Genomic DNA, 20,176 nt, shown 5'->3' with positions numbered 1-20,176 from the left:
GGCCATACCCGGGGCCACCACGGCACAAACGCCGCCCGAGATCAACGTCACGTAGTTGTATAGGGCAAAAGCTTGCAGAGGACAGGTAAGTTTTCGCCATGGCCACCGCGCAGTGGACGGAGCACCGGGTCGAGCGCCCCGCGGTCTCCGCGCATCCGCTGGCCTGGTACATCGCGGCCGGGGTGGTGACCACCGGCCTGCAGGAACTGATCTTTCTCGCCGCCCGCCCGCTGATCCAGTCCGTCGCGGCGAACATACTGGCGATCGCGCTCACCACCCTCGCCAACACCGAGTTCCAGCGGCGCGTGACCTTCGCGGGGATGCGTGCCTCCGCCTGGCGGCTGCACCTCCAGTCGGCGGGCACATTCGCGTTCTACGCGGGCTACGGTTCGGTCGTCCTCATGTCCCTGAGGGCCGTCGTGCCCGCTCCGTCGGCGACCCTCGAGGCCGTCGTCCTCGCCGCCACCAGCGCACTCGGCGGAATCCTCCGCTTCGCGCTCCTTCGCTGGTGGGTCTTCACCACCCAGGAGAGAGCGCCGCGTTCCGTCACCTGAACGGAGTCCGTCCTGGCGAAAGGCACTGCACAGGGTGAGCGGATCCGGCGGCGAACCTCACGTTGGGACGAACGGGGTATCTGTAGTTGAATTCTGGACTGCCAGAAGATCACCGCTTACGCTTACGCTCAGTCGCATGGGTAGGGACCGGGCGGGGTACCAGCGGGAGCGGGCACCTACCCACGGCGACCAGGCGTTGACCCCGACGGCGACCAGGCCGGACGGGTTCGCCGCTGTCGTTGGGGAGCCCCATGAGAACAGTCCCGTCACCGTCGGCGGACACCGCGCGGAACAGCGCGGACGACACGGCGCGAAACGCCGTGCTTCCGGCCATGCCTTCGGACCCCGGTTTCACCCCCCGGGAATTCCCGCGCGGCGGCGGACAGCGGCTGACGAAGGAAGAACTGGATCCCGCGGTCCGTCAGGCCGCGACCGGTGACCCGGCCGCGATCGACCGGCTGATCGCCCTGATCACCCCGGTCGCCGTCCGGTACTGCCGCGCCCGCCTCGGCGGGCGCGACCTGTCCTACCTGTCGGCCGACGACGTCGCCCAGGAGGTCTGCCTGGCAGTGCTCAACGCGCTGCCCCAGTACGAGGACCGGGGCGGTTCGTTCCTCTACCTGGTGCACGCCATCGCTTCGAACAAGGTCGCCGACGCCTACCGCCTCGTCTCGCGCGACCGTTCCGAACCGGTGCCCGAACTTCCGGAGCGGCCCCTGCCGGACCAGGGCCCCGAGCAGCGCGTCCTCACCCTCGATCTCGGGGCCAGGCTGACGAAACTGGTCGCCACGCTGCCCCCGCTGCAGCAGGAGATCCTCACCCTGCGCATCGCGGTCGGGCTCACCGCGGGCGAAACCGCCGAGGCCCTCGGCATCTCGCCCGGCAACGTCCGCGTGACCCAGCACCGCGCGCTGACCAAACTGCGCGCCCTGATCACGCGCGACGGCGACCTCGTCCAGTAGCGATCAGCCGTAGGTCTTGGTGAGCGCGGGTAGCAGCTCCGACGCGGCGAACTCGAAGAAGCCGTCCTGATGCTCCCCGCCGATCTGCACCAGCGCGAGATCGGTGAACCCGGCCTCGGCGAACGGGGCGACCGCCTTGACGATCGGTTCGGCCTCCGGGCCGCACGGGATCGAGGCGGCGACGTCCTCTTCGGTGACGTACCGGGTGGCACCGGCGAAGGCCGCGGTCCCCGGTAGTTCGGCGTTGACCTTCCAGCCGCCGCCGAACCAGCGGAACTGCTCGTGGGCCCGGCGCCGCGCCTCGGCCGGATCCCGGTCCCAGCAGACCGGCAGCTGGGCGAACTTGCGAGTGGCGTCCTCGCGCACCTGTGCCCGCTCGCGGTCCCAGTCGCGCACCAGTGCGCCGTCCGGCTCCGTCGTGATCATCGCGTCCGCGACCGGCGCGAACCGCGACACCGACTGCGCCCCGGACACCGCCACGGCGACCGGGGTCCGCCGCTCGGGAAGATCCCACAGCTTCGCCGAATCGACCCGGTAGTGCTGTCCGCTGAAGTTGACGTACCCGCCGTCGAACAGCTCCCCGATGATCTCCACGGCCTCGCTGAGCATCTCGTGCCGGATGTTGGCCGACGGCCAGCCCCGTCCCACGACATGCTCGTTGAGGTTCTCGCCCGCGCCGAGACCCAGGATGAACCTGTCGTCGGACAGCAGGGACATCGTGGCGGCCTTCTGCGCCACCACCGCAGGGTGGTACCGCATCAGCGGGCAGGTCACGAAACTGAGCAGTTCGACCCGCTCGGTGACCTGCGTGACCGCGCCAAGGACGCTCCACGCGTAGGGCGCGTGTCCCTGTTCGTCCAGCCAGGGAAAGTAGTGGTCGCTCGAAACCTCGAATTCGAATCCGGCCCGTTCGGCGGCCGACGCGTACCGGACCAGATCCTTCGGCCCGGCCTGCTCGGTCATCAACGTGTAGCCGAAACGCACTCCTTCTCCTTCCCCCCGTTCTCGAGCATTTGCTTGCGGCGCACGATGGCGGCCCGCCGCTCGGACTCGTCGAGCCCGCCCCACACGCCGAACGGCTCTTCGGCGGTGAGGGCGTGATGGCGGCATTCGACGATCACGGGACAGGACATGCAGATGCGCTTCGCCCTGGCGACCCGGTCGGCTCGCGCGAAGCCCCGTTCCCCGTCAGGATGGAAGAAGACCGAACTGTCGAGATTCCGGCAGTTGCCGTTGCGCTGCCACTCCCAGGTTTCGGCAACCGGGGTGGGCAGTCGGGACGTGTCCGCCATCTTGAGACTCCTCCGCGCGACGTGCTTGCGGGCAGGGAGTACCCAGGCGGCCCCCCGCTACACCTGCGGATCGGCGGGAAATGGCTCTAGACGCTTCTCGAACCAGTGGTCGGCGTAGAGCCGCTCGGCGTAGGGCTCGATCTCGCGGTAGCCGTGCCGCGCGTAGAGGGCGCGCGCTTCTACGAGGTCGTGACGGGTGTCCAGCCGCATCCAGGAGGCGCCCAGTCCGAGCGCCGCCTCCTCGGCGGTGCGCAGCAGCCGCGCGCCGCCGCCCTGGCCTCGCGCGGCGGGCTTGACGAACATGCGGGTCAGTTCCATGACGTCGTCGTCGAACCGGCGCACGCCGACACAACCGGTGATGGTGCCGCCGTCCCGTGCGACGAAGAACAGGCCGGTGGGCGGGACGAGGTCGTCGCTGGGGTCCTCGGCGAGCGCGTTGTCGATTTCGGCGTCCGTGGCCTGCCGTCCGTAGTACCGGCTGGCCACGTCGTCGATGTAGTCACGGAGCACCGCGACGGCGTCCGGATGGTCTACGGGGGTCGGCGAAATGATCCACATACCGGTCATTCTCGCCACCACGTCGAGCGGTTTACGGCCGCCGCAGGACGAAGTTCAGTGCCTTCGCGGAAAAGACGACCTCGTCGTCGGCGTCGAGCATTTCGATGAGGCTGGTCAGCAGCCCGCGGTCCGGCTTGGACTTCGACGGGCGGGCTTCGAGCACGGTCACCCTCGCGCGCAGCACGTCTCCCGGCCGGACCGGCTTGACCCACCGCAACTCGTCGATCCCGGGGCTGCCCAGGCTCGACACGGGGGACAGGTAGTTCTCCGTGAGCAGCCGCATCATCAGGCTCGCCGTGTGCCAGCCGCTCGCGATCAGCCCGCCGAACGGCCCGGCCGCGGCGGCCTCGGCGTCCACGTGGAAGGGCTGCGGGTCGTACTTGGCGGCGAACTCGACGATCTCGGCCTCGGTGAACTTGACGCTGCCGCAGTCGTGGGTCGTGCCGGGCGCGTAGTCCTCGAAGTAGCGGTCTTCCATGAGGGCAGCCTTCCACGAGCGTCGTTCGATGGCCACCGAAACTTCCCGCGTGGCGCCGCCCTGCGGCACATACTGCCGGTATGGTGGCGGCATGGCAGAGCAGCGCGGCTATGACCTGGTCCTGTTCGGCGCGACCGGTTTCACCGGCGGGCTGACCGCCGAGTACCTGGCCCGGCACGCCCCGGCGGACTGCCGCTGGGCGCTCGCCGGCCGCAACCGCGGCAAACTGGAAGCCGTGCGCACCCGGCTCGCCGCGATCAACCCCGCGTGCGCGGATCTTCCGCTGCTGCACGCCGACGTCTCGGATGCGGCTTCACTGGCCGAGATCGCCGGGGCGAGCCGGGTGGTGATCACCACGGTCGGCCCTTACAGCGAGTACGGCGAGCCGCTGGTCGCCGCGTGCGCCGAAGCCGGCACCGACTACGTGGACCTCTGCGGCGAGCCGGGTTTCGTGGACCGGATGTTCGTGCGCTACCACGAAACGGCGCGGCGGACCGGCGCCAGGATCGTCCACGCCTGCGGGTTCGACTCGATCCCCCATGACCTCGGCGTGTTCTACACGGTGAAACAGCTTCCGAAGAACGTGCCGCTGCGGATCTCCGGTCAGGTGCGGGCCGGGGCGATGTTCTCCGGCGGCACCTTCGCCTCCCTGCTGGCCGCCGCGTCCCGGCTCGGCGAGTCGCAGCAGGCCGCCAAGGCCCGCAAGCGGGCACAGGAACGCCCCGCCGGACGCCGGGTGCGGGCGGTGCCCGGCAGGATTCACCGCGATCCGGACACCGGGCGCTGGCTGGTCCCGATGCCCACGATCGACCCGCTCGTCGTGGCCCACTCCGCGCGCCTGATCGACGGCTACGGGCCGGACTTCCGGTACAGCCACTACGCCTCGTTCAAACGGCTGCCCACCATCCTCGCCACCCTGGTCTCCGGCGTCGCCGTGCTCGGGCTCGCGCAGGTGCCGCCCGCCCGGAAACTGCTGTCCAGCCTGCGGAAACCGGGCGAGGGACCCAGTCCCGAGCGGCGGGCGAAGTCGTGGTTCAAGGTGCGGTTCGTCGGCGACGGCGGCGGGAAGCGGGTGATCACCGAGGTGTCCGGGGGCGACCCGGGGTACGACGAGACCGCCAAGATGCTCGCCGAGTCCGCCCTGTGCCTGGCGTTCGACGAACTGCCGTCACTGGCCGGTTCGGTCACCCCGGCCGCGGCGATGGGCGACGCCCTGCTGGCCCGCCTGATCGACGCCGGCCTTGTCTTCCGCGTCGCCACCGCCTGAGGTTCTGCCGCCCGGCCGTTCCCGGGCCTGACCGTTCCCGTGCCGCGCCGTTCCCGGGCCGACGCCGGGGGATGCCGAGACAGGTCAGCGGGGCGGGAGGGGGTGGAGGGTGACTTCGGTCAGCTCGCCCGCCTCGGCCCGCGCGGTGAGATAGGTGCAGGCCGGTTGCCGCCGCCGGTCGGTCGGCGAGCCGGGGTTGAGCAGGCGCAGCCCGTTGGCGGCGACGCTGTCCCACGGGATGTGGCTGTGCCCGAAGACCAGGACGTCGGTGTCCGGGAAAGCCGCCGCACACCGTTCCTCCCGGCCCCGCGCGGCCCCGGTCTCGTGCACCACCGCGAACCGGAGCCCGCCCAGCTCGGCGCGCGCCACCTCGGGAAGGCGGGCACGCAGGCCGGGACCGTCGTTGTTGCCGTGAACGCCGATCAGCCTGCGGCTGCGGGATTCCAGCTCGTCCAGCAGGCCCACCTCGACCCAGTCTCCGGCGTGGATCACCGCGTCGGCGGCCTCCGCCGCCTGCCACACCTCCTCCGGCAGCGTCCGGGCGCGCTTGGGTACATGCGTGTCGGCGAGGATGAGCAACCGCATGCGCCAGGTCTACCCACCCGGCGTGTCCACCGCCACCCGCCGCCCGTAACCTTCATCCCTGTTGTCCGGATTCCACCGCCCAGAGCAGGGAGGGTCGAGCCTTGCCGCAGAAGCCGCCCCACGGCCCGCAGTGGCCCACGGTCGATCCCGAGCGGACCGACGTCCTGCCCGTGGTCACCGGCACCACTCCCCCCACCAGCCGGTCCCGCGCGACATTGCGCAGGGCGGGGCTGGCCGCCGGTGCGGTGCTGGGCGTGTTCGTCGCGCTGTACGCGGTGGATCTGCTGGTCAGCCAGGGTGACGTCCCCCGCGGCGTGACCGTGGCCGGAGTGGATGTCGGCGGCCTCAAGCGTTCCGAGGCCGAGGAGAAGCTGCGGGCCGAGATCGAGCCGCGCGTGGTCAGGCCGATCGCGGTGCGCGCCGGTGACGTCCAGGCCACCCTCACCCCGTCCCGCGCCGGGCTCAGCCTCGACTGGCCGTCCACTTTGGACCAGGCGGGGGCGCAGCCGCTGAACCCGTTCACGCGCCTGTCCTCCTTCTTCACCACCCGCGAAGTGGGGGTGGTGACCCAGGGCGACCGGGCCCAGCTGGTGAACGCGCTGCAGAACCTGCGCCCGCAGGTGGACCGCGATCCGGTGGAAGGCACGATCCGGTTCGACGGTGCCAGCCCGGCCGCGGTCGCGCCGCGCACCGGGCAGGCACTGGACATCGAGGGCGCCACCGCGGCGATGCTGCGGGAGTGGGCCTCGGGACAGCCGGTGGCGCTGCCGGTGCGGCAGACACCGGTGCGCGTCACGGCCGAGGCGGTGCGGAACGCCTTGGACCAGTTGGCGAAACCGGCCGTCGCCGGGCCGGTCGTCATCCGCGGCGAGGGCGCGAACGCGACCGTCTCCCCGGCGGCCATCGCCGCCGCGCTGCGCTTCGAGCCCGGCGAGAACGGCGCGCTCGACATGAAGGTGGACAACGCGAAGATCGTGGAGGCCGCCGGGCCGCAGCTGAAATCCACGGAGAGGCAGGGCAAGGACGCCCAGATCGTGTTCTCGGGTGGCAAGCCCGCGGTCGCGGAGTCGGTGGACGGCCGGGGCGTGGACTGGGAGCCGACCCTCCAGCCGCTGGCGGAACTGCTCAGGCAGACGGGACGGCGCGAGCTCGCCGCGAAGTACGTGGACACCCCGGCGAAGGTCACCACGGAACAGGCGAACCAGCTCGGCATCAGGGAAGTCATCGGCGAGTTCACCACCGGCGGGTTCGCCACGGACTCCGGGATCAACATCCGGACCGTCGCGGCGAAGGTCGACGGCGCGATCGTGAAGCCGGGGGAAACGTTCAGCCTCAACGGTTTCACCGGTCCGCGCGGGACGGCGCAGGGCTACGTCGAGGCCGGGGTGATCGAGAACGGGGCGCCCGCGCGCGAGGTCGGCGGCGGCATCTCCCAGTTCGCCACCACGCTGTACAACGCGGCGTACTTCGCCGGTTTGAAGGACGCCGGGCACAAGGAGCACAGCTACTACATCAGCCGGTACCCGGCGGCTCGCGAAGCCACCGTCTTCCAGAACCCCAACGGCGCCAGCGTGATCGACCTGAAGTTCACCAACGACTCACCGGCGGGCGTCGCCATCCAGACGATCTGGACGCCTTCGTCGATCACCGTGAAGCTGTGGGGCACCAAGCGGTACACGGTGGAATCGGTGCCCGGCGAACGGTCCGGCTTCGTCGATCCGGCGCCCAAACCCGGCCCCGCCGTGAACTGTCACGCCTCCAACGGCGCCCAGGGCTTCACCACGACGGACACCCGCATCCTCCGCGACGCCGCCACCGGCCGCGAGGTCCGGCGCGAAACCCGGACCGTGCGCTACAACCCGCAGCCGAAGATCACCTGCGGCTGATCGCCCCGAGCCGGGCGGCGACGCCGTCGAGACAGCGCTGCATCGAGTAGTCGAAGAAGCCGGCGAAGTAGCTCGCGCGCCGCACCGGGTCGGCGGTCAGCTCGTACACCGAGGCTCCCATGGCGGCGAGACCGGGCCGTTCCGACTGATCGCGGTACTCGCTCCACGCCTCGCTGATGCGGGCCACCGCGTCCGCGTGCGGGCGCTGTTCGTCCTCTATGGACACCAGCAGGCAGGCGACGTTGGACAGGAAGCGGTACACCGGCGCGCTTTCGTCGCCGAATCCCGCGACCTGCAGAACGCGCATCCCTCGGTCGACGGTGGGGGCCGCCGCGGACACGGTCGGCCCGCACACGGCGAGCCTGCGGGCCACCCCCGGGTAGCGGATGAGCACCGCCCGCAGTTCGTGGAACAGGCGCTGGAACCAGTCGCGCCAGTGCAGGTCCTCCGGTGGCAGCGGGTACATCCCGAGCACCCGGTCGACGACGGCGGACACCACCGCTTCGCGATCCCCCACGTGGTGGTAGATGACGGCGGGGTAGGCCTGGACGGCGGCGGCCAGTTGCCGCAGTGTCCAGCTGCCGAGGCCGTGCTGGGCGGTCAGTTCCAGTGCCGCGGAGACGATCCGCTCGGGGGTGACGGCAGGCAGTCCGGCCGCGTCCCGTGAGCGTGGGCGGCCCGGTACGGCAGCAGAGTCGACCATGGGGGTAACCCTAGTCTCCCGACCCTGAGTAACTGGCAGACTGCCAGTTACTTCACCCGAAGTGTCGCCACGCCCCTTTCGTCCCGGAACGCTGCGTGTCCGGCCCGCCGTCCAGTGACCGAAATCGGCTCGCCAAGGGGCGGACGGCGTGCAAGGCTGGAAGCGGCCGACAGCAACCGAGAGCAACCAAGAGCACGTCCTCACCATGGAGGCATCGATGTCCGACACCCCGCCCACGGGCGACGAGCCCGAGGACGACCTCAAGCGGAAGTTCCGCGAGGCCCTCGAACGCAAGCAGACCCACGCCCGTTCCGGTTCCGCTCACGAGAACCTGGGCGGCAAGAACCAGCACGCACACGGGCCGGCGGCAGGCAAGCGCACCTTCCGCCGCAAGTCCGGCTGAGTGGCACCTCTCCTAGGGCCGTGAGGGGTCCCCTCACGGTCGTATCGGCTGTGAGGGGCGAACTGTGCCCCTCACGGCACCGCCCGGCTCTCGCCTCAGGGTCAGGGGCGGAAGGTGCCGAGGTGGTCGACCACCACGAACTCGCTGGCCGGGCTGGCCTTCGCCACCGCCGCCCGCAGAGTCTCCAGCCCGCCCCAGTCCCGCGCCGGTTCGGTCAGCGGATAGTCGAAGTCGTCCCAGTGCGTGGGGAGCACGAACCGGGGACCGCCGACCGCGCCCAGCAGCCGGGCCACGTAGTCGTGGATCTTGCCGCCCCCGGCGGGGAGCAGCACCACGTCCGGCCGCAGCCCGGCCAGCTCCGACTCGACGTAGTTGGAGCCGCCGAAGTCGAGCACGCTCGCCCCGCCGCCGCTGACCAGGTACGCCAGCGTGCCGCCCTCCACCAGTTCACGGATCACCGTCGGCTTCGGCAGCTTCGCCCCGCCGAAACCGGGGCGGGTGCCCGGGAACGGGACCTGGGCGCGGGCACCGGTGGCCGAGTGCAGCGAGCGCAGCACCCGGATCGTGTAGCCGTCGAAGGTGAGGTACTCGCCGCCCGTGGCCAGCGCCAGCTGGCCCTCCGGCGCGCCGAGCGCGGCCAGCAGGTTCAGATGCGTTTCCGTGCCCAGTACGGTCGCGCCCGTTTTCCTTGCCAGGTAAGGGACATCGGAGAGATGGTCGTAGTGCCCGTGGGTCACCAGGATGTGATCGGCGCGCAGCTCGCCACTGTCCACGTAGTGGTCGATCAGCGCGGTGTCCACCGAAATCGGGGTTTCGGGATCGGCGCCTGCCTTGCCGTAGGTGCCGGTGTGGTACCGGGTCAGCCAGGGGTCGATCAGCACGGTCTTGCCGCCGGGCAGCCGGATTTCCCAGCTGTTGTTGCCCCACCACCGCAGCGTCATCCCCGAAGTGCCCGCGGGCGCCGGCTCCCCCGCCGCGGTGGCACCGGCCGCGACAGCGCCCCCGGCGGCCAGCAGCGCCGCAGCACCCGCGCCCACACCGAACAATCCCCGCCTCTTGAACTGTGTCATGCGGGCAAGACATCACAACAGCGCCGCGCCTGTCCAAGACCGGCGGTCCGTCCCGGCCATATCGGAACCGATATCGTCGCAGCGTGGACCCCCTGCGGCAGTTGCGGTACTTCGTCGCGGTGGCCGAAGAACTTCACTTCGGGCACGCCGCGATCCGCCTCGGCATCGCCCAGCCTCCGCTGAGCCAGCGCATCCGCAAACTCGAAGACGACCTCGGCGCGAAGCTGTTCGAGCGCGACAGCCGCCACGTCGAGCTGACCGAGGCCGGGCAGATCCTGCTCGCCGAATCCCGCGATCTGCTGGCCCGCTGGGACCGGACGAAGACCCTGGTCGCCAAGACGCACCGCGGCGAGGTCGACGCCCTGCGCGTCGGCGTCCCGCCCGAACTGGCCGGGCGTGTGCTCGCCGCGATCCTCACCGCCTTCGACCGCACCGACGTGCGGCTCGATCTCCAGGAACTCAGCACCGCCGAACAGGTCCGGCTGCTCGCGGACCGGCAACTCGACGCCGGACTGCTGCAGCACCCCGTCGACGTGATCGGCCTTGAACTCGGCCCCGCGGTGGACACCCCGCTCGGGGTCGTGCTGCCCCGCGATTCACCGCTGGCCAGGCGGTCCGGGCTGACGCTGGCCGACCTCGCCGGGCTCGGGCTGGTGATCTTCCCGCGTGCCGCCGCGCCGGGTCACTACGACGCCACCCTGCGTACCTGCTGGGAACACGGTTTCCGACCGTCCTCGGTGTACCACGCGCGCAACCCGGAGTTCGTGCTCGGCATGGTGCTGTCCGGGCACGGCGTCGCCTTCGACCAGGGCATGGTGGCGCAGAAGGAACCCCGGGTGGTCTGGCGGCCGCTGCCGGAAGGCACGCTGAACCGCCGCATGTCGCTGGCCTGGCCCGCGACCGCGCCGCATCCCGCCGTCCGGGAACTGGCGGAGCTGGTCGTGCGGGTGGTGCGGGGCGACGGCGTTTCCGGCCCCGCTCCCGCCCAGGACACGGCGCAACGGCCGTGGAACGTGGTCTACGGGCACTCGTGAGGGATCCGGCCGATCGCCTCGCGGGCGGCCTCACCGATCACGTGATCCAGTGCGGGCTGCCGGGACGCCAGCACCTCCGCGCGGGTGAACACCGCGACCGCATAGCACGTGCCCGCCGGGTGTTCGACGACCCCGATCTCGTTGCGGATGGCGGGAAGCGAGCCGGTTTTGCCCCAGACCGCGACCTCGGGCGGGAAGGCGGCGGCGAGCCGGTGCCAGTTGACCTGCTGGCCCATCAGCTCCCGCAACCACCGGCACGCCTCGGGCGGGCCGGCGAGGCCGCGCGCGACGAGCGCGAGCAACGCGGTCATGTCGCGCGCGGTGCTCGCCGTGGTGCGCAAGGGATCCAGCGCCCTGGTGGCGAGGACCTGCGCCGCGGTGAGGCCCGGGAAGCGGCGGGCGAACTCCGCCGCTTCCCGCGCCCCGATGTCCTCGGCCATGGTCTGGACGATGTGCCGGGGCGGCCCGGTGATCCGGGTCGCGGTCAGGCCCAGCTCGTGCAGCAGCAAGCGCACGTTGTCCACACCCACCCGCTCGAACAGCAGGTCCGCCGCGGTGTTGTCACTGACCGTCAGTGCCAGGAACGCCGCGTCCCGCAGGCTGTACTCGACGTCGTCCAGACAACCGGCGCTGCCCGTCCCGCCGAGCCGGTCCGCCGCGGTGGCCCGCACGCGGTCGGCCGGATCGAGCTGGCCCGCGGCGACCTGCCGCGCGAACTCCAGCACGAGCGGCACCTTCACCACCGAGGCGAGCACCACCGGCTCGTCCGGGGCCAGGCCCGCTTCCCCGTCACAGGCGAGACAGCGGGCGTGCACCCAACCGCGCACGCCCGCCGCCGCGAACAGTTCCCTCACGGGACAAGGATGGACCTCAGCCTGCCGACCTCGGCCATGCGGCGCTCGGCGAGCCGGTCGGCCGCCGTGCCCGGGGGCACGCCCTCGGCCTCGGCCAGCGCGAACACCGCCTTGGTGGTGTCGAAGATCGCACCAGCCTTGCGCCGGGCCCGCGCGAAGTCGAAACCGTGCAGTTCGTCGCTGACCTGGATCACGCCCCCGGCGTTGACCAGGTAGTCCGGGGCGTAGAGGATGCCGCGATCCTGGAGCATCTTGTCGATCCCGGCGTGGGCGAGCTGGTTGTTCGCCGCGCCGCAGACGATCTCCGCGCGCAGCGCGGGAACGGTGGCGTCGTTGAGCACACCGCCGAGCGCGCACGGCGCGAACACGTCCAGCGGCTGGGCGAGCAGCGCCTCGGCGCCGTCCGCCACCTCGGCCTCGGGGTGCTCCGCGCGGACCCGCTCGATCGCGGCGGGCGACACGTCGCTGACCACCACCCGGGCCCCGGCCTCCACCAGATGCCCGACCAGCAGGTGACCGACCTTCCCGGCCCCCAGCACGCCGACGCGGCGCCCGGTCAGGTCCGGTGAGCCCCAGCGGTGCTCCGCCGCGGCTCGCATCCCTTGGAAGACACCGAAAGCGGTGAGCACCGAGGAGTCACCGGCGCCGCCGTCGTCGGTGGACCGCCCCGTGACGAACCGGGTCTCCTTCGCCACCACGTCCATGTCCGCCACGTACGTGCCCACGTCGCAGGCCGTGTAGTAGCGCCCGCCGAGGGACTGCACGAACCGGCCGTAGGCGCGCAGGAGCGCCTCGGTCTTGATCGCCGCGGGGTCGCCGATGATCACGGCCTTGCCGCCGCCGAGCTCCAGCCCGGCGAGCGCGTTCTTGTAGGACATCCCCTTGGACAGGGCGAGCACGTCGTCCAGCGCGTCGCTTTCCGAGCGGTAGGGGTAGCACCGGGTACCGCCGAGCGCGGGGCCCAGCGCGGTCGAGTGGATCGCGATGATCGCCTTGAGGCCGGTGGCCTGATCGTGGCAGAACACGACCTGTTCATGGCCGCTGTCGCGGTCGAATACACCATCGGTCACGATTGGTGACTCCTCGTCTGCTGGCCGGCCCCGGTCGCTTGTGGCGCCCCGGCCGGGCTTCGGTTGTGGGCGGGCGAGGCACGGCGGGAAGGTCCTTCCCGGTGGCTGCCCTGAAGAGAACCTAACGCCTCGCCCCGCCCGGCACTACACCCCGAAAGCGCCACTCCTCCTCCCGCCGGTAGCAGCTCGGGTGCGCGGTGACCGCGCGGTGCCGTGAGCTGCCGTGAGGGACCCCTCACGGGAAACCGCGCGGGCTACAGGGTGCGGCGGAGGGACCAGAGCTCGGGGAACAGCGGCTGGAAGAGGGTGGAGCGCAGGTAGCCCGCGCCGGACGAGCCGCCGGTGCCCGCCTTGTCGCCGATGGTCCGCTCGACCATCTTGACGTGCCGGTAGCGCCATTCCTGCAGGCCCTCGTCCAGATCCACCAGGTGCTCGGAGACCAGCGCGGGGCCGGCGTCGTCGCGGTACACGCGCAGCAGCGCCTCCCGGATCCCGCCCGCCACGTCGTAGCCCTGACCGCCCAGGTACGCCACGAACGACTCGAACAGCGACGGGCCCGCCATGGCCGCCGCGATCCGCTCCCGCGCCTCGCTGCCCGCCGGGTAGTGCTCGACGGCGCCGTCGTCCCGCCGCCCCAGCACCGCCTCCAGCTCCCGGAACTGCGCCGACTGGAAGCCGCTCGCCGCCTCCAGCCGGGCACGGAACCCGGCGAACTGGCTCGGCGTCATGGTCTCCAGCACGTCGATCTGCGCCACCGCCACCTTGAGGATGGTGAGCACGCGCCGCAGCGTCCGGATCGCGCGCGCGGTGTCGCCGTCGGCGAGGCGTTGCTGCAGGTAGCGCAGTTCATGCAGCAGCTGTTTGAACCACAGCTCGTACACCTGGTGGATGATGACGAACAGCATCTCGTCGTGCTCGGCCGATCGGGGCCGCTGCGCGGCGAGCACCTCGTCCAGCGCGAGGTAGGAGGTGTAGGTCAGGGCGGCGTCCTGCTCCGGCATCGGCTTCCCATCACGGTCGCGGCACCCCGGCCAGCGCCTCGGTCAGCGCGGCCTCGGGGAGCTCGTGGTCTTCCATCGCGCCGGAAAGGTACGCCGCATAGGCGGGCAGGTCGAGGTGCGCGTGCCCGCAGAGCGCGGTGAGTATCACCTTCTCCTCCCCGGTTTCCTTGCAGCGCAACGCTTCCCGGATGCATTCGGCGACCGCGTGCGTCGGTTCGGGAGCGGGGATGATGCCCTCGGACCGGGCGAAGGCGACTCCGGCGGCGAAACACTCCCGCTGCCCGATGGCCACCGCGTCCATCAGCCCGAGTTCATGGACATGGGAAATCAGCGGCGCCATTCCGTGATAACGAAGACCACCCGCGTGGATCGGGTCGGGCACGAAATCGTGGCCGAGGGTGTGCATTTTCAGCAGCGGGGTCAGCCCGGCGGTGTCGCCGAAATCGTAGGCGTAACGGCCGCGGGTCAGCGTCGGGCAGGCCGCCGGTTCCACGGCCCGGATTTCCGGCGACATCCGCCCGGCGAGTTTTTCCCGCAGGAACGGGAAGGCCAGTCCGCCGAAATTGGAGCCGCCCCCGGTGCAGCCGATCAGCACGTCGGGTGTTTCACCGGCGAGCGCGCACTGCTTGAGCGCCTCCTCGCCGATCACGGTCTGGTGCAGCAGCACATGGTTGAGCACGCTGCCGAGCGCGTACCGGGTGTCCGGATCGGCGGCCGCCTTCTCCACCGCCTCGCTGATCGCGATGCCGAGGCTGCCCGGCGAGGCGGGGTCCGCCGCGAGCACGGCCCGGCCCGCCGCGGTCTCCTCCGACGGGCTCGGGTGCACGGTGGCCCCGAAGGTCTCCATCATGATCTTGCGGTAGGGCTTCTGGTCGTAGGAGGCGCGCACCTGCCACACCTCGCACTCCAGTCCGAAGGTGGCGCAGGCGAAGGCGAGCGCGCTGCCCCACTGCCCAGCGCCGGTCTCGGTGGTCAGCTTCCGCACGCCCTCCCGGGCGTTGTAGTACGCCTGCGGCACGGCGGTGTTCGGCTTGTGCGAGCCGACCGGGCTCACGCCTTCGTACTTGTAGTAGATGTGGGCCGGGGTGCCGAGCGCGCGTTCCAGCCGGTGGGCCCGGTACAGCGGAGTCGGGCGCCACAGCCGGTAGACCTCGAGCACCTCCTCCGGAATGTCGACATAGCGCTCACCGCTGACCTCCTGCTCGATCAGCCCGGCCGGGAACAGCGGGGCGAGATCCTCCGGCCCCACCGGCTGCCGGGTGGCCGGGTGCAGCGGCGGCGGAGGCGGCGCGGGCAGGTCGGCGACCAGGTTGTACCAGCGGGCCGGCAACTCGGTCTCGTCGAGGACGTACTTGGTTCGGCCGGTCATCGCGGCACCTCCCGTCGACGGAGAAATCCACGCTAGGCCAGCGCTGCCGTCACGTCGAGTTCGACCAGCTGACCGGGGTAGCCGAGGCAGGTGACGCCGACGAGGGTGCTCGCGGTGGTGAACGCGCCCGCGAGCGCGGAGCCGGTCAGCTGCCGCCACACCGCGACCAGCTCCGGCTGCGTCCCGGCCACGTAGACGACGGTGCGGACGACGTCCTCGGGCGTGGCGCCCGCGGCCTGGAGCACGCGCAGCGTGTTCGCCACCATCAGCTCCACCTGCGCCGCAAGGCCCTCGGGCACCGAGTCGTCCTCGGCGACCGGGCACTGACCGGCCAGGAAGACCAGCCGCCGGGCTTCCACGGTGGTCAGGTGGTGGTAGTGCTCGGGCGGCGCCAAGCCGGGCACGTTGTCACGGTGAATGGTCATGGCGGCATCATGGCAGGCAGACATCGGCGAGGAGGCACCGTGCGCAGGACCATCGACTGGGACGGCGGCGCCGTGGTGATCATCGACCAGTGCGCCCTGCCCGAGTCCTGCCGGACCCTGCGGCTGACCACGGTGGACGAGCTGATCGGCGCGATCCGGCGGCTCGCGGTGCGGGGCGCACCGGCCCTGGGCGCCGCGGGCGCGCTCGGCACGGCGCTGTCCGCGTTCCGGCACCCCGGCGACGGCGAGGCGGTCCGTGCCGACGCCCGCAGGCTCGCGGACGCGCGGCCGACGGCGGTCAACCTGAGCTGGGGCGTGGGCCGCGCGCTGACCCGGCTGGCCGAGGGGCCCGAGGCCGTGCTCGCCGAGGCGAAGGCGCTCATGGACGAGGACGAACGGGTCAACCGGGAGGCCTCCCGCCGGGCGGCCGAACTGCTCCTCGACCGGTGCCCGCCGCGGCCGCTGCGGCTGCTCACGCACTGCAACGCGGGCCGCCTGGCCACCGTCGGCTGGGGCACCGCGCTGGGCGTGGTCTGGCACCTGCACGAGGCGGATCGGCTCGAGTACGTGTTCGCCGACGAGACCCGGCCGCTGCTGCAGGGCGCGCGGCTGACCGCATGGGAACTGGCCGAAGCCGGGGTGCCCTACCGCCTGCTGCCGGACTCGGCGGCCGCCTCGGCGATGGCGCGCGGCCTGGTCGACTGCGTGGTGGTCGGCGCGGACCGGATCGCGGCCAACGGGGACGTGGCCAACAAGATCGGCACCTACGGACTGGCGCTGGCCGCGGCCCGCCACGGCCTGCCCTTCGTCGTGGTCGCCCCGATGTCCACAGTGGACAAAGAGCTGCCGGACGGCGGCGGCATCGTGATCGAGGAGCGGGACCCCGGGGAAGTGACCCACGTCGCGGGGCAGCCGGTGGCGCCGCCCGGGGCAACCGCTTACAACCCGGCGTTCGACGTGACCCCGGCCGAACTGATCACCGCGGTGGTCACCGAGCACGGAATCTTCCCGCCCGCCTGAATTGTCCGTTTTCCTACTTACCGGGGAAACCAGACTTTTCTGTCCCGGCCTGACGTTTTCCCGCCGCGCCGCATCTTTTTCCTTCCCCTGAGCGGTTTTCGCCTCTAATCTCTGCGCAGTTCCGCTTCTACCTCTGAGGGGAAGTCCCTGTGCGAAGAGCTCTGACCCTGTTCGTTTCGCTCGCCGTCGCCGGTGGTGTCACCGCCGCGGTGCCGAGCCTGGCCTCTGCGGAAGGGCGCGCGGTGATCCCGCAGTCCCATCCGCGCTGGGCCACGCCGGCCACCAAGGTCGCCGATTCGGCGTCGTCGTCGAAACTGAACTTCCGTGTCTACCTCGGGATGCGCGACCAGGCCGGTGCCGAGGCCGCGGCCCAGTCGGTGAGCGACCCGTCGAGCCGGAACTTCCGGCAGTACCTGTCCCCCGGCGAGGTCCGCGACCGGTACGCCGCCACCGACGGCACCGTGAAGTCGGTGCGGGACTGGCTGTCCGGAAGCGGTTTCTCCATCGGCGCGGTCCCCTCGAACAAGGCGTACGTCGAGGCCACCGGAACGGCCGACCAGGTGGAGCGGGCCTTCGGTGTCCAGCTCGGCCAGTACCGGGTGGAAGGGCAGGTGCTGCGCGCCGCCGACCGCGAACTTTCCGTGCCCGCGACGCTGGCCGGCCAGGTCCTCGGCGTCATCGGGGTGGACCAGGCCACCGCGCTGCTCAAGCCCGCGCACACCGACGGCAGCCCGAGCGACGTGCCCCCGGCGAACGGTTTCCGCAACGCCCCGCCGTGCAGCACGTACTACGGCGAGAAGACCGACACCACCGACCCGGCGTACAACGGCAAGAACCTGCCCTACGCGCCGTGCGGCTACACCCCGGCCCAGCTGCGTTCGGCCTACGGCGTCGACCGGGTCGGCGCGGACGGCAGCGGTACCACCGTGGCCATTGTGGACGCCTTCGCCTCGCCCACCCTGTACGCCGACGCGGCGGAGTACGCGCGCCGCAACGACCCGGCGCACCCGCTGCTGCGGTCGCAGTTCTCCGAGCACGTCTTCCCGACCAACCCGGCCCAGGAAGGCCCGGACCAGTGCGACGCGGCGGGCTGGTACGGCGAGCAGACGCTCGACGTCGAGGCCGTGCACGCGATGGCGCCCGGGGCGAAGATCCTCTACGTCGGCGCCTCCGACTGCCAGGACGCTTCGCTGGACTCGGCGCTGAACTGGATCGTCGCCAACCACTCCGCCGACATCGTCTCCAACTCCTACGGCGACGCGGGCGAGGACATCCCGGCCTCCGAGGTGCGCACCTGGACCCAGATCGAGATCCAGGCCGTGCTGGAAGGCATCGGCGTGTACTTCTCCTCCGGCGACAACGGTGACGAGGCGGCCCGCCTGGGCAGCCCGTCGGCGGACTTCCCCGCCAGCTCCCCGTGGGTGACCGCGGTGGGCGGCACCAGCCTGGCGGTCGGCAAGGACGGCCGGAAGCTGTTCGAAACCGGCTGGGAAACCGGCAAGAGTTCGCTGACCGGCGGCAGCTACGTTCCGGCGTGGCCCGGCGCGTACACCTCCGGTTCCGGCGGTGGCACCAGCACCATCTTCGACCAGCCGTTCTACCAGCGGGGCGTGGTGCCGGACCAGCTGTCCACGCAGAACCAGCACGGCAAGGCCAAGGGCCGCGTGGTGCCGGACATCGCGATGGTCGGCGACCCCAACACCGGCTTCCTGGTCGGCCAGACGCAGACCTTCCCCGACGGCGTGTACTACGACCAGTACCGCCTGGGCGGCACGAGCCTGTCCTCGCCGCTGCTGGCGGGCGTCATGGCGGTGTCGGACAGCCTGGTCGGATTCCACCACGGCTTCATCAACCCGGTCGCGTACTTCGCCGGGACCGCGACCGGGGCCATCGGTGACGTGGCCCACGTCGACGGTGCGGTGGAACGCGTCGACTACGCCAACGGCGTGGACGCTTCGGCCGGGCTGCGCACGTCGGCCCGGGTGCTCGACTACCCGAACCTGACCATCCACACCACCGGGGGCTACGACAACGTCACCGGCCTTGGCTCGCCCAACGGCCTGGCGTTCCTGCTGCTCCCCTGACCGTTGCCACACCGGCCGCCCTCACCGCCTCGCGGTGAGGGCGGCCTTTTTCTGTCGGCCCTCCGGCCCGCTCGGTCGTTGGCCGTGAAGGGGCCCTTCACGGCTCGCCGCAGCGCCGTGAGGGGGGTCTCAGGCATTCCTGTTGCGATTCGGGGGGCGGCCAGGTCGTGCCGGACAGCGGAACGCGGGAGTTGCGGCCGTCGCGCGGGGCGGCCAGAGTGCGGACCATGGAACCCACAGCGGTGCGGGAAGCGGCCGCCCAGTTGCTGCTCGCCTACGAAAAGGGCGAACCGACCGTCCCGGTGATCCAGTCGTTCCCGGAGGCGACGATCACCGATGCCTACCGGATCCAGCAGGAACAGGTCCGGTCCTGGGTCGCGGCGGGCGATGTGATCAAGGGACACAAGGTCGGCCTGGCGTCGAGAGCCATGCAACAGCAGATGGGCGTGGACCAACCCGACTACGGGCATCTGCTCGCGGGGATGTTCCACCTCGAACACGAGCCCATCGCGGCCGAGAAGTACCTCCAGCCCCGCATCGAACCGGAGATCGCGTTCGTGCTCGGGCGGCGCCTGTCCGGCCCCGGTGTCACGGTCGCCGACGCGATCCGCGCGGTCGAGTTCGTACTGCCCGCGCTGGAGATCGTGGACTCGCGCATCAAGGACTGGAACATCTCCATCGTGGACACCGTCGCCGACAACGCTTCCTCCGGCGGGGTCGTGCTCGGCAGCAAGCCGACCCTGCTGACCGACGTCGACCTGAGGCTCGTGGGGTGCACCCTGCAACTGGGTGGCGAGATGGTGGCGACCGGGGCGGGCGGGGCGGTGCTCGGTTCGCCGGTCAACGCCCTGGTGTGGCTGGCGAACACGATCGGCCCGCTCGGCATCGACCTCGAACCGGGCCACGTCGTGCTGCCCGGCTCGATGACCCGCGCCTACCCGGTCCGCGCCGGCGACACCGTCACCGCCGACATGGGCGCCCTGGGCACCGTCACCGCCGTTTTCGCCGCCTGACCCCCCGGCCCAAGTCCGGTCCCCTCTGCGGTGCACGTCACGCTGCCGTGAGGGGTCCCCTCACGGTCGTATGTGCTGTGAGGGGACCCCTCACGGGAAAGAACGCCAAACTCCGGCACAAGCCCGGCTGCCCTGCTCATCCAGACCGAACGTGGAACTCAGGCCACCGAGGGTGGGACACACGCGCACGAGCCGCTCGGCACCCGTGAAAACTTTTCCGCCTTTTGCCGGTGGCCGTTACTCCGTTCGATGACGCCGAACGTAACAAGCCGGTTACCGTTCTCCCGGGCCCCGAAGCGGCCATGGGTCCGCGCGATCCGGAGTCTTCCCAGGTCAGAGGCGGTCCGTGGAGTGAAGTACACTCAGAGGTACTCCGTCAACGGGCACGTGGCATTTCCCACCTGCGGCGTTCGACGTATATCGATAACGGCCAATTCACACTACTGTCATAAGACCGGCGAACCCGGGAGTAACAAGCGCGCCGTGGGAACGGCACCCACCACTTCGGCCCCACCACGCGCGCCACTGCCCGACGATGTGCACCCCCT

21 protein-coding genes are annotated in these 20,176 nt (G+C 71.1%); 9 read left to right on the top strand and 12 right to left on the bottom strand.

The genetic code is table 11. The annotated features are described in order from the left end of the window. Positions 1 to 98: 98 nt before the first annotated feature. Positions 99 to 554, top strand: a complete 456-nt coding sequence (locus ORV05_RS04285) for a GtrA domain-containing protein (RefSeq protein ID WP_268757144.1) — start codon at positions 99 to 101, stop codon at positions 552 to 554. Between the two features lie 332 nt (positions 555 to 886). Next, entirely contained in the window at positions 887 to 1,516 is a 630-nt protein-coding gene (gene shbA, locus ORV05_RS04280; RefSeq protein ID WP_268759695.1) for an RNA polymerase sigma factor ShbA, read from the top strand. A 3-nt stretch (positions 1,517 to 1,519) separates the two neighbouring features. On the opposite strand, the gene ORV05_RS04275 is transcribed toward shbA, so the two are convergent. Genes ORV05_RS04275 through ORV05_RS04260 form a run of 4 tightly spaced genes read right to left on the bottom strand, consistent with a single transcriptional unit; the run spans position 1,520 to position 3,880 of the window. After that, positions 1,520 to 2,500, bottom strand: coding sequence for a TIGR03557 family F420-dependent LLM class oxidoreductase (locus ORV05_RS04275; RefSeq protein WP_268757143.1), 981 nt, complete (start codon positions 2,498 to 2,500; stop codon positions 1,520 to 1,522). Then, positions 2,479 to 2,808, bottom strand: coding sequence for a WhiB family transcriptional regulator (locus ORV05_RS04270; protein ID WP_144590498.1), 330 nt, complete (start codon positions 2,806 to 2,808; stop codon positions 2,479 to 2,481). The genes ORV05_RS04275 and ORV05_RS04270 overlap by 22 nt, the downstream gene beginning before the upstream one ends. A gap of 57 nt (positions 2,809 to 2,865) precedes the next feature. Next, positions 2,866 to 3,366, bottom strand: coding sequence for a GNAT family N-acetyltransferase (locus ORV05_RS04265; RefSeq protein WP_268757142.1), 501 nt, complete (start codon positions 3,364 to 3,366; stop codon positions 2,866 to 2,868). Positions 3,367 to 3,397: 31 nt separating this feature from the next. Then, entirely contained in the window at positions 3,398 to 3,880 is a 483-nt protein-coding gene (locus tag ORV05_RS04260; RefSeq protein WP_326938115.1) for a MaoC family dehydratase, read from the bottom strand. Positions 3,881 to 3,935: 55 nt separating this feature from the next. On the opposite strand from ORV05_RS04260, the gene ORV05_RS04255 reads away from it, so the two are divergent. Next, positions 3,936 to 5,111 carry a saccharopine dehydrogenase family protein gene (locus ORV05_RS04255; RefSeq protein ID WP_268757141.1) on the top strand — a complete coding sequence of 392 codons (1,176 nt, stop codon included), beginning with the start codon at positions 3,936 to 3,938 and terminating at the stop codon, positions 5,109 to 5,111. A gap of 84 nt (positions 5,112 to 5,195) precedes the next feature. On the opposite strand, the gene ORV05_RS04250 is transcribed toward ORV05_RS04255, so the two are convergent. Continuing rightward, positions 5,196 to 5,696, bottom strand: a complete 501-nt coding sequence (locus tag ORV05_RS04250; RefSeq protein ID WP_268757140.1) for a metallophosphoesterase family protein — start codon at positions 5,694 to 5,696, stop codon at positions 5,196 to 5,198. A gap of 101 nt (positions 5,697 to 5,797) precedes the next feature. Between ORV05_RS04250 and ORV05_RS04245 the strand changes: the two genes are divergently transcribed. Beyond that, on the top strand, positions 5,798 to 7,582 hold the full coding sequence (locus ORV05_RS04245; protein WP_268757139.1) for a VanW family protein: 1,785 nt from the start codon (positions 5,798 to 5,800) through the stop codon (positions 7,580 to 7,582). Here the strand turns inward: ORV05_RS04245 and ORV05_RS04240 are convergent. After that, positions 7,569 to 8,285, bottom strand: coding sequence for a TetR/AcrR family transcriptional regulator (locus ORV05_RS04240; protein ID WP_268757138.1), 717 nt, complete (start codon positions 8,283 to 8,285; stop codon positions 7,569 to 7,571). The genes ORV05_RS04245 and ORV05_RS04240 overlap by 14 nt on opposite strands. 217 nt (positions 8,286 to 8,502) lie before the next feature. On the opposite strand from ORV05_RS04240, the gene ORV05_RS04235 reads away from it, so the two are divergent. Continuing rightward, the gene (locus tag ORV05_RS04235) at positions 8,503 to 8,688 is read left to right on the top strand and encodes a DUF5302 domain-containing protein (RefSeq protein WP_268757137.1); all 186 of its coding nucleotides are present in this window, start codon (positions 8,503 to 8,505) and stop codon (positions 8,686 to 8,688) included. A gap of 101 nt (positions 8,689 to 8,789) precedes the next feature. On the opposite strand, the gene ORV05_RS04230 is transcribed toward ORV05_RS04235, so the two are convergent. After that, complete coding sequence (locus tag ORV05_RS04230) at positions 8,790 to 9,758, bottom strand: MBL fold metallo-hydrolase (protein WP_268757136.1); 969 nt, start codon at positions 9,756 to 9,758, stop codon at positions 8,790 to 8,792. An 83-nt stretch (positions 9,759 to 9,841) separates the two neighbouring features. Here ORV05_RS04230 and ORV05_RS04225 point away from each other — a divergent pair, with 83 nt between their 5' ends. Then, entirely contained in the window at positions 9,842 to 10,792 is a 951-nt protein-coding gene (locus tag ORV05_RS04225) for a LysR family transcriptional regulator (protein ID WP_268757135.1), read from the top strand. Here ORV05_RS04225 and ORV05_RS04220 read toward each other — a convergent pair. From ORV05_RS04220 to ORV05_RS04200, 5 genes are all read right to left on the bottom strand, one after another. Beyond that, complete coding sequence (locus tag ORV05_RS04220) at positions 10,777 to 11,646, bottom strand: serine hydrolase (RefSeq protein WP_268757134.1); 870 nt, start codon at positions 11,644 to 11,646, stop codon at positions 10,777 to 10,779. The two genes, ORV05_RS04225 and ORV05_RS04220, sit on opposite strands and share 16 nt — an antisense overlap. Further along, a complete protein-coding gene (locus ORV05_RS04215; RefSeq protein ID WP_268757133.1) occupies positions 11,643 to 12,716 on the bottom strand; it encodes a Glu/Leu/Phe/Val dehydrogenase dimerization domain-containing protein in 1,074 nt (357 codons plus the stop codon). The genes ORV05_RS04220 and ORV05_RS04215 overlap by 4 nt, the downstream gene beginning before the upstream one ends. Positions 12,717 to 12,970: 254 nt before the next feature. Further along, positions 12,971 to 13,717, bottom strand: coding sequence for a tryptophan 2,3-dioxygenase (locus tag ORV05_RS04210; RefSeq protein WP_268757132.1), 747 nt, complete (start codon positions 13,715 to 13,717; stop codon positions 12,971 to 12,973). Between the two features lie 10 nt (positions 13,718 to 13,727). Continuing rightward, a complete protein-coding gene (locus tag ORV05_RS04205) occupies positions 13,728 to 15,086 on the bottom strand; it encodes a TrpB-like pyridoxal phosphate-dependent enzyme (protein WP_268757131.1) in 1,359 nt (452 codons plus the stop codon). 32 nt (positions 15,087 to 15,118) lie between these two features. Continuing rightward, positions 15,119 to 15,511: a RidA family protein gene (locus tag ORV05_RS04200; protein ID WP_268757130.1), complete on the bottom strand. Its 393-nt coding sequence runs from the start codon at positions 15,509 to 15,511 to the stop codon at positions 15,119 to 15,121. Positions 15,512 to 15,550: 39 nt separating this feature from the next. On the opposite strand from ORV05_RS04200, the gene mtnA reads away from it, so the two are divergent. The 3 genes from mtnA to ORV05_RS04185 all read left to right on the top strand — a co-directional run bounded on the left by mtnA (position 15,551) and on the right by ORV05_RS04185 (position 19,628). Next, positions 15,551 to 16,531: an S-methyl-5-thioribose-1-phosphate isomerase gene (mtnA, locus tag ORV05_RS04195; protein WP_268757129.1), complete on the top strand. Its 981-nt coding sequence runs from the start codon at positions 15,551 to 15,553 to the stop codon at positions 16,529 to 16,531. A gap of 149 nt (positions 16,532 to 16,680) precedes the next feature. Then, positions 16,681 to 18,615, top strand: coding sequence for a S53 family peptidase (locus tag ORV05_RS04190; RefSeq protein ID WP_268757128.1), 1,935 nt, complete (start codon positions 16,681 to 16,683; stop codon positions 18,613 to 18,615). Between the two features lie 227 nt (positions 18,616 to 18,842). Beyond that, on the top strand, positions 18,843 to 19,628 hold the full coding sequence (locus tag ORV05_RS04185; protein WP_268757127.1) for a 2-keto-4-pentenoate hydratase: 786 nt from the start codon (positions 18,843 to 18,845) through the stop codon (positions 19,626 to 19,628). Positions 19,629 to 20,176 lie beyond the last annotated feature (548 nt).

The organism is Amycolatopsis cynarae, from assembly GCF_026802195.1.
In the GTDB taxonomy this organism is placed as follows: domain Bacteria; phylum Actinomycetota; class Actinomycetes; order Mycobacteriales; family Pseudonocardiaceae; genus Amycolatopsis_E; species Amycolatopsis_E rhizosphaerae.
The sequence above is the reverse complement of the archived record's forward strand: the minus strand, read 5'-3'. Positions and strand labels throughout refer to the sequence as shown.

What these genes read in the sequence shown, in the direction of transcription:
- ORV05_RS04270 (WP_144590498.1), bottom strand. Translation starts at nt 2,808, where the DNA reads ATGGCGGACACGTCCCGACTGCCCACCCCGGTTGCCGAAACCTGGGAG.
- ORV05_RS04250 (WP_268757140.1), bottom strand. Translation starts at nt 5,696, where the DNA reads ATGCGGTTGCTCATCCTCGCCGACACGCATGTACCCAAGCGCGCCCGG.
- ORV05_RS04210 (WP_268757132.1), bottom strand. Translation starts at nt 13,717, where the DNA reads ATGCCGGAGCAGGACGCCGCCCTGACCTACACCTCCTACCTCGCGCTG.
- ORV05_RS04230 (WP_268757136.1), bottom strand. Translation starts at nt 9,758, where the DNA reads ATGACACAGTTCAAGAGGCGGGGATTGTTCGGTGTGGGCGCGGGTGCT.
- ORV05_RS04265 (WP_268757142.1), bottom strand. Translation starts at nt 3,366, where the DNA reads ATGTGGATCATTTCGCCGACCCCCGTAGACCATCCGGACGCCGTCGCG.
- ORV05_RS04185 (WP_268757127.1), top strand. Translation starts at nt 18,843, where the DNA reads ATGGAACCCACAGCGGTGCGGGAAGCGGCCGCCCAGTTGCTGCTCGCC.
- ORV05_RS04240 (WP_268757138.1), bottom strand. Translation starts at nt 8,285, where the DNA reads ATGGTCGACTCTGCTGCCGTACCGGGCCGCCCACGCTCACGGGACGCG.
- ORV05_RS04205 (WP_268757131.1), bottom strand. Translation starts at nt 15,086, where the DNA reads ATGACCGGCCGAACCAAGTACGTCCTCGACGAGACCGAGTTGCCGGCC.
- ORV05_RS04255 (WP_268757141.1), top strand. Translation starts at nt 3,936, where the DNA reads ATGGCAGAGCAGCGCGGCTATGACCTGGTCCTGTTCGGCGCGACCGGT.
- shbA (WP_268759695.1), top strand. Translation starts at nt 887, where the DNA reads ATGCCTTCGGACCCCGGTTTCACCCCCCGGGAATTCCCGCGCGGCGGC.
- ORV05_RS04285 (WP_268757144.1), top strand. Translation starts at nt 99, where the DNA reads ATGGCCACCGCGCAGTGGACGGAGCACCGGGTCGAGCGCCCCGCGGTC.
- ORV05_RS04200 (WP_268757130.1), bottom strand. Translation starts at nt 15,511, where the DNA reads ATGACCATTCACCGTGACAACGTGCCCGGCTTGGCGCCGCCCGAGCAC.
- ORV05_RS04235 (WP_268757137.1), top strand. Translation starts at nt 8,503, where the DNA reads ATGTCCGACACCCCGCCCACGGGCGACGAGCCCGAGGACGACCTCAAG.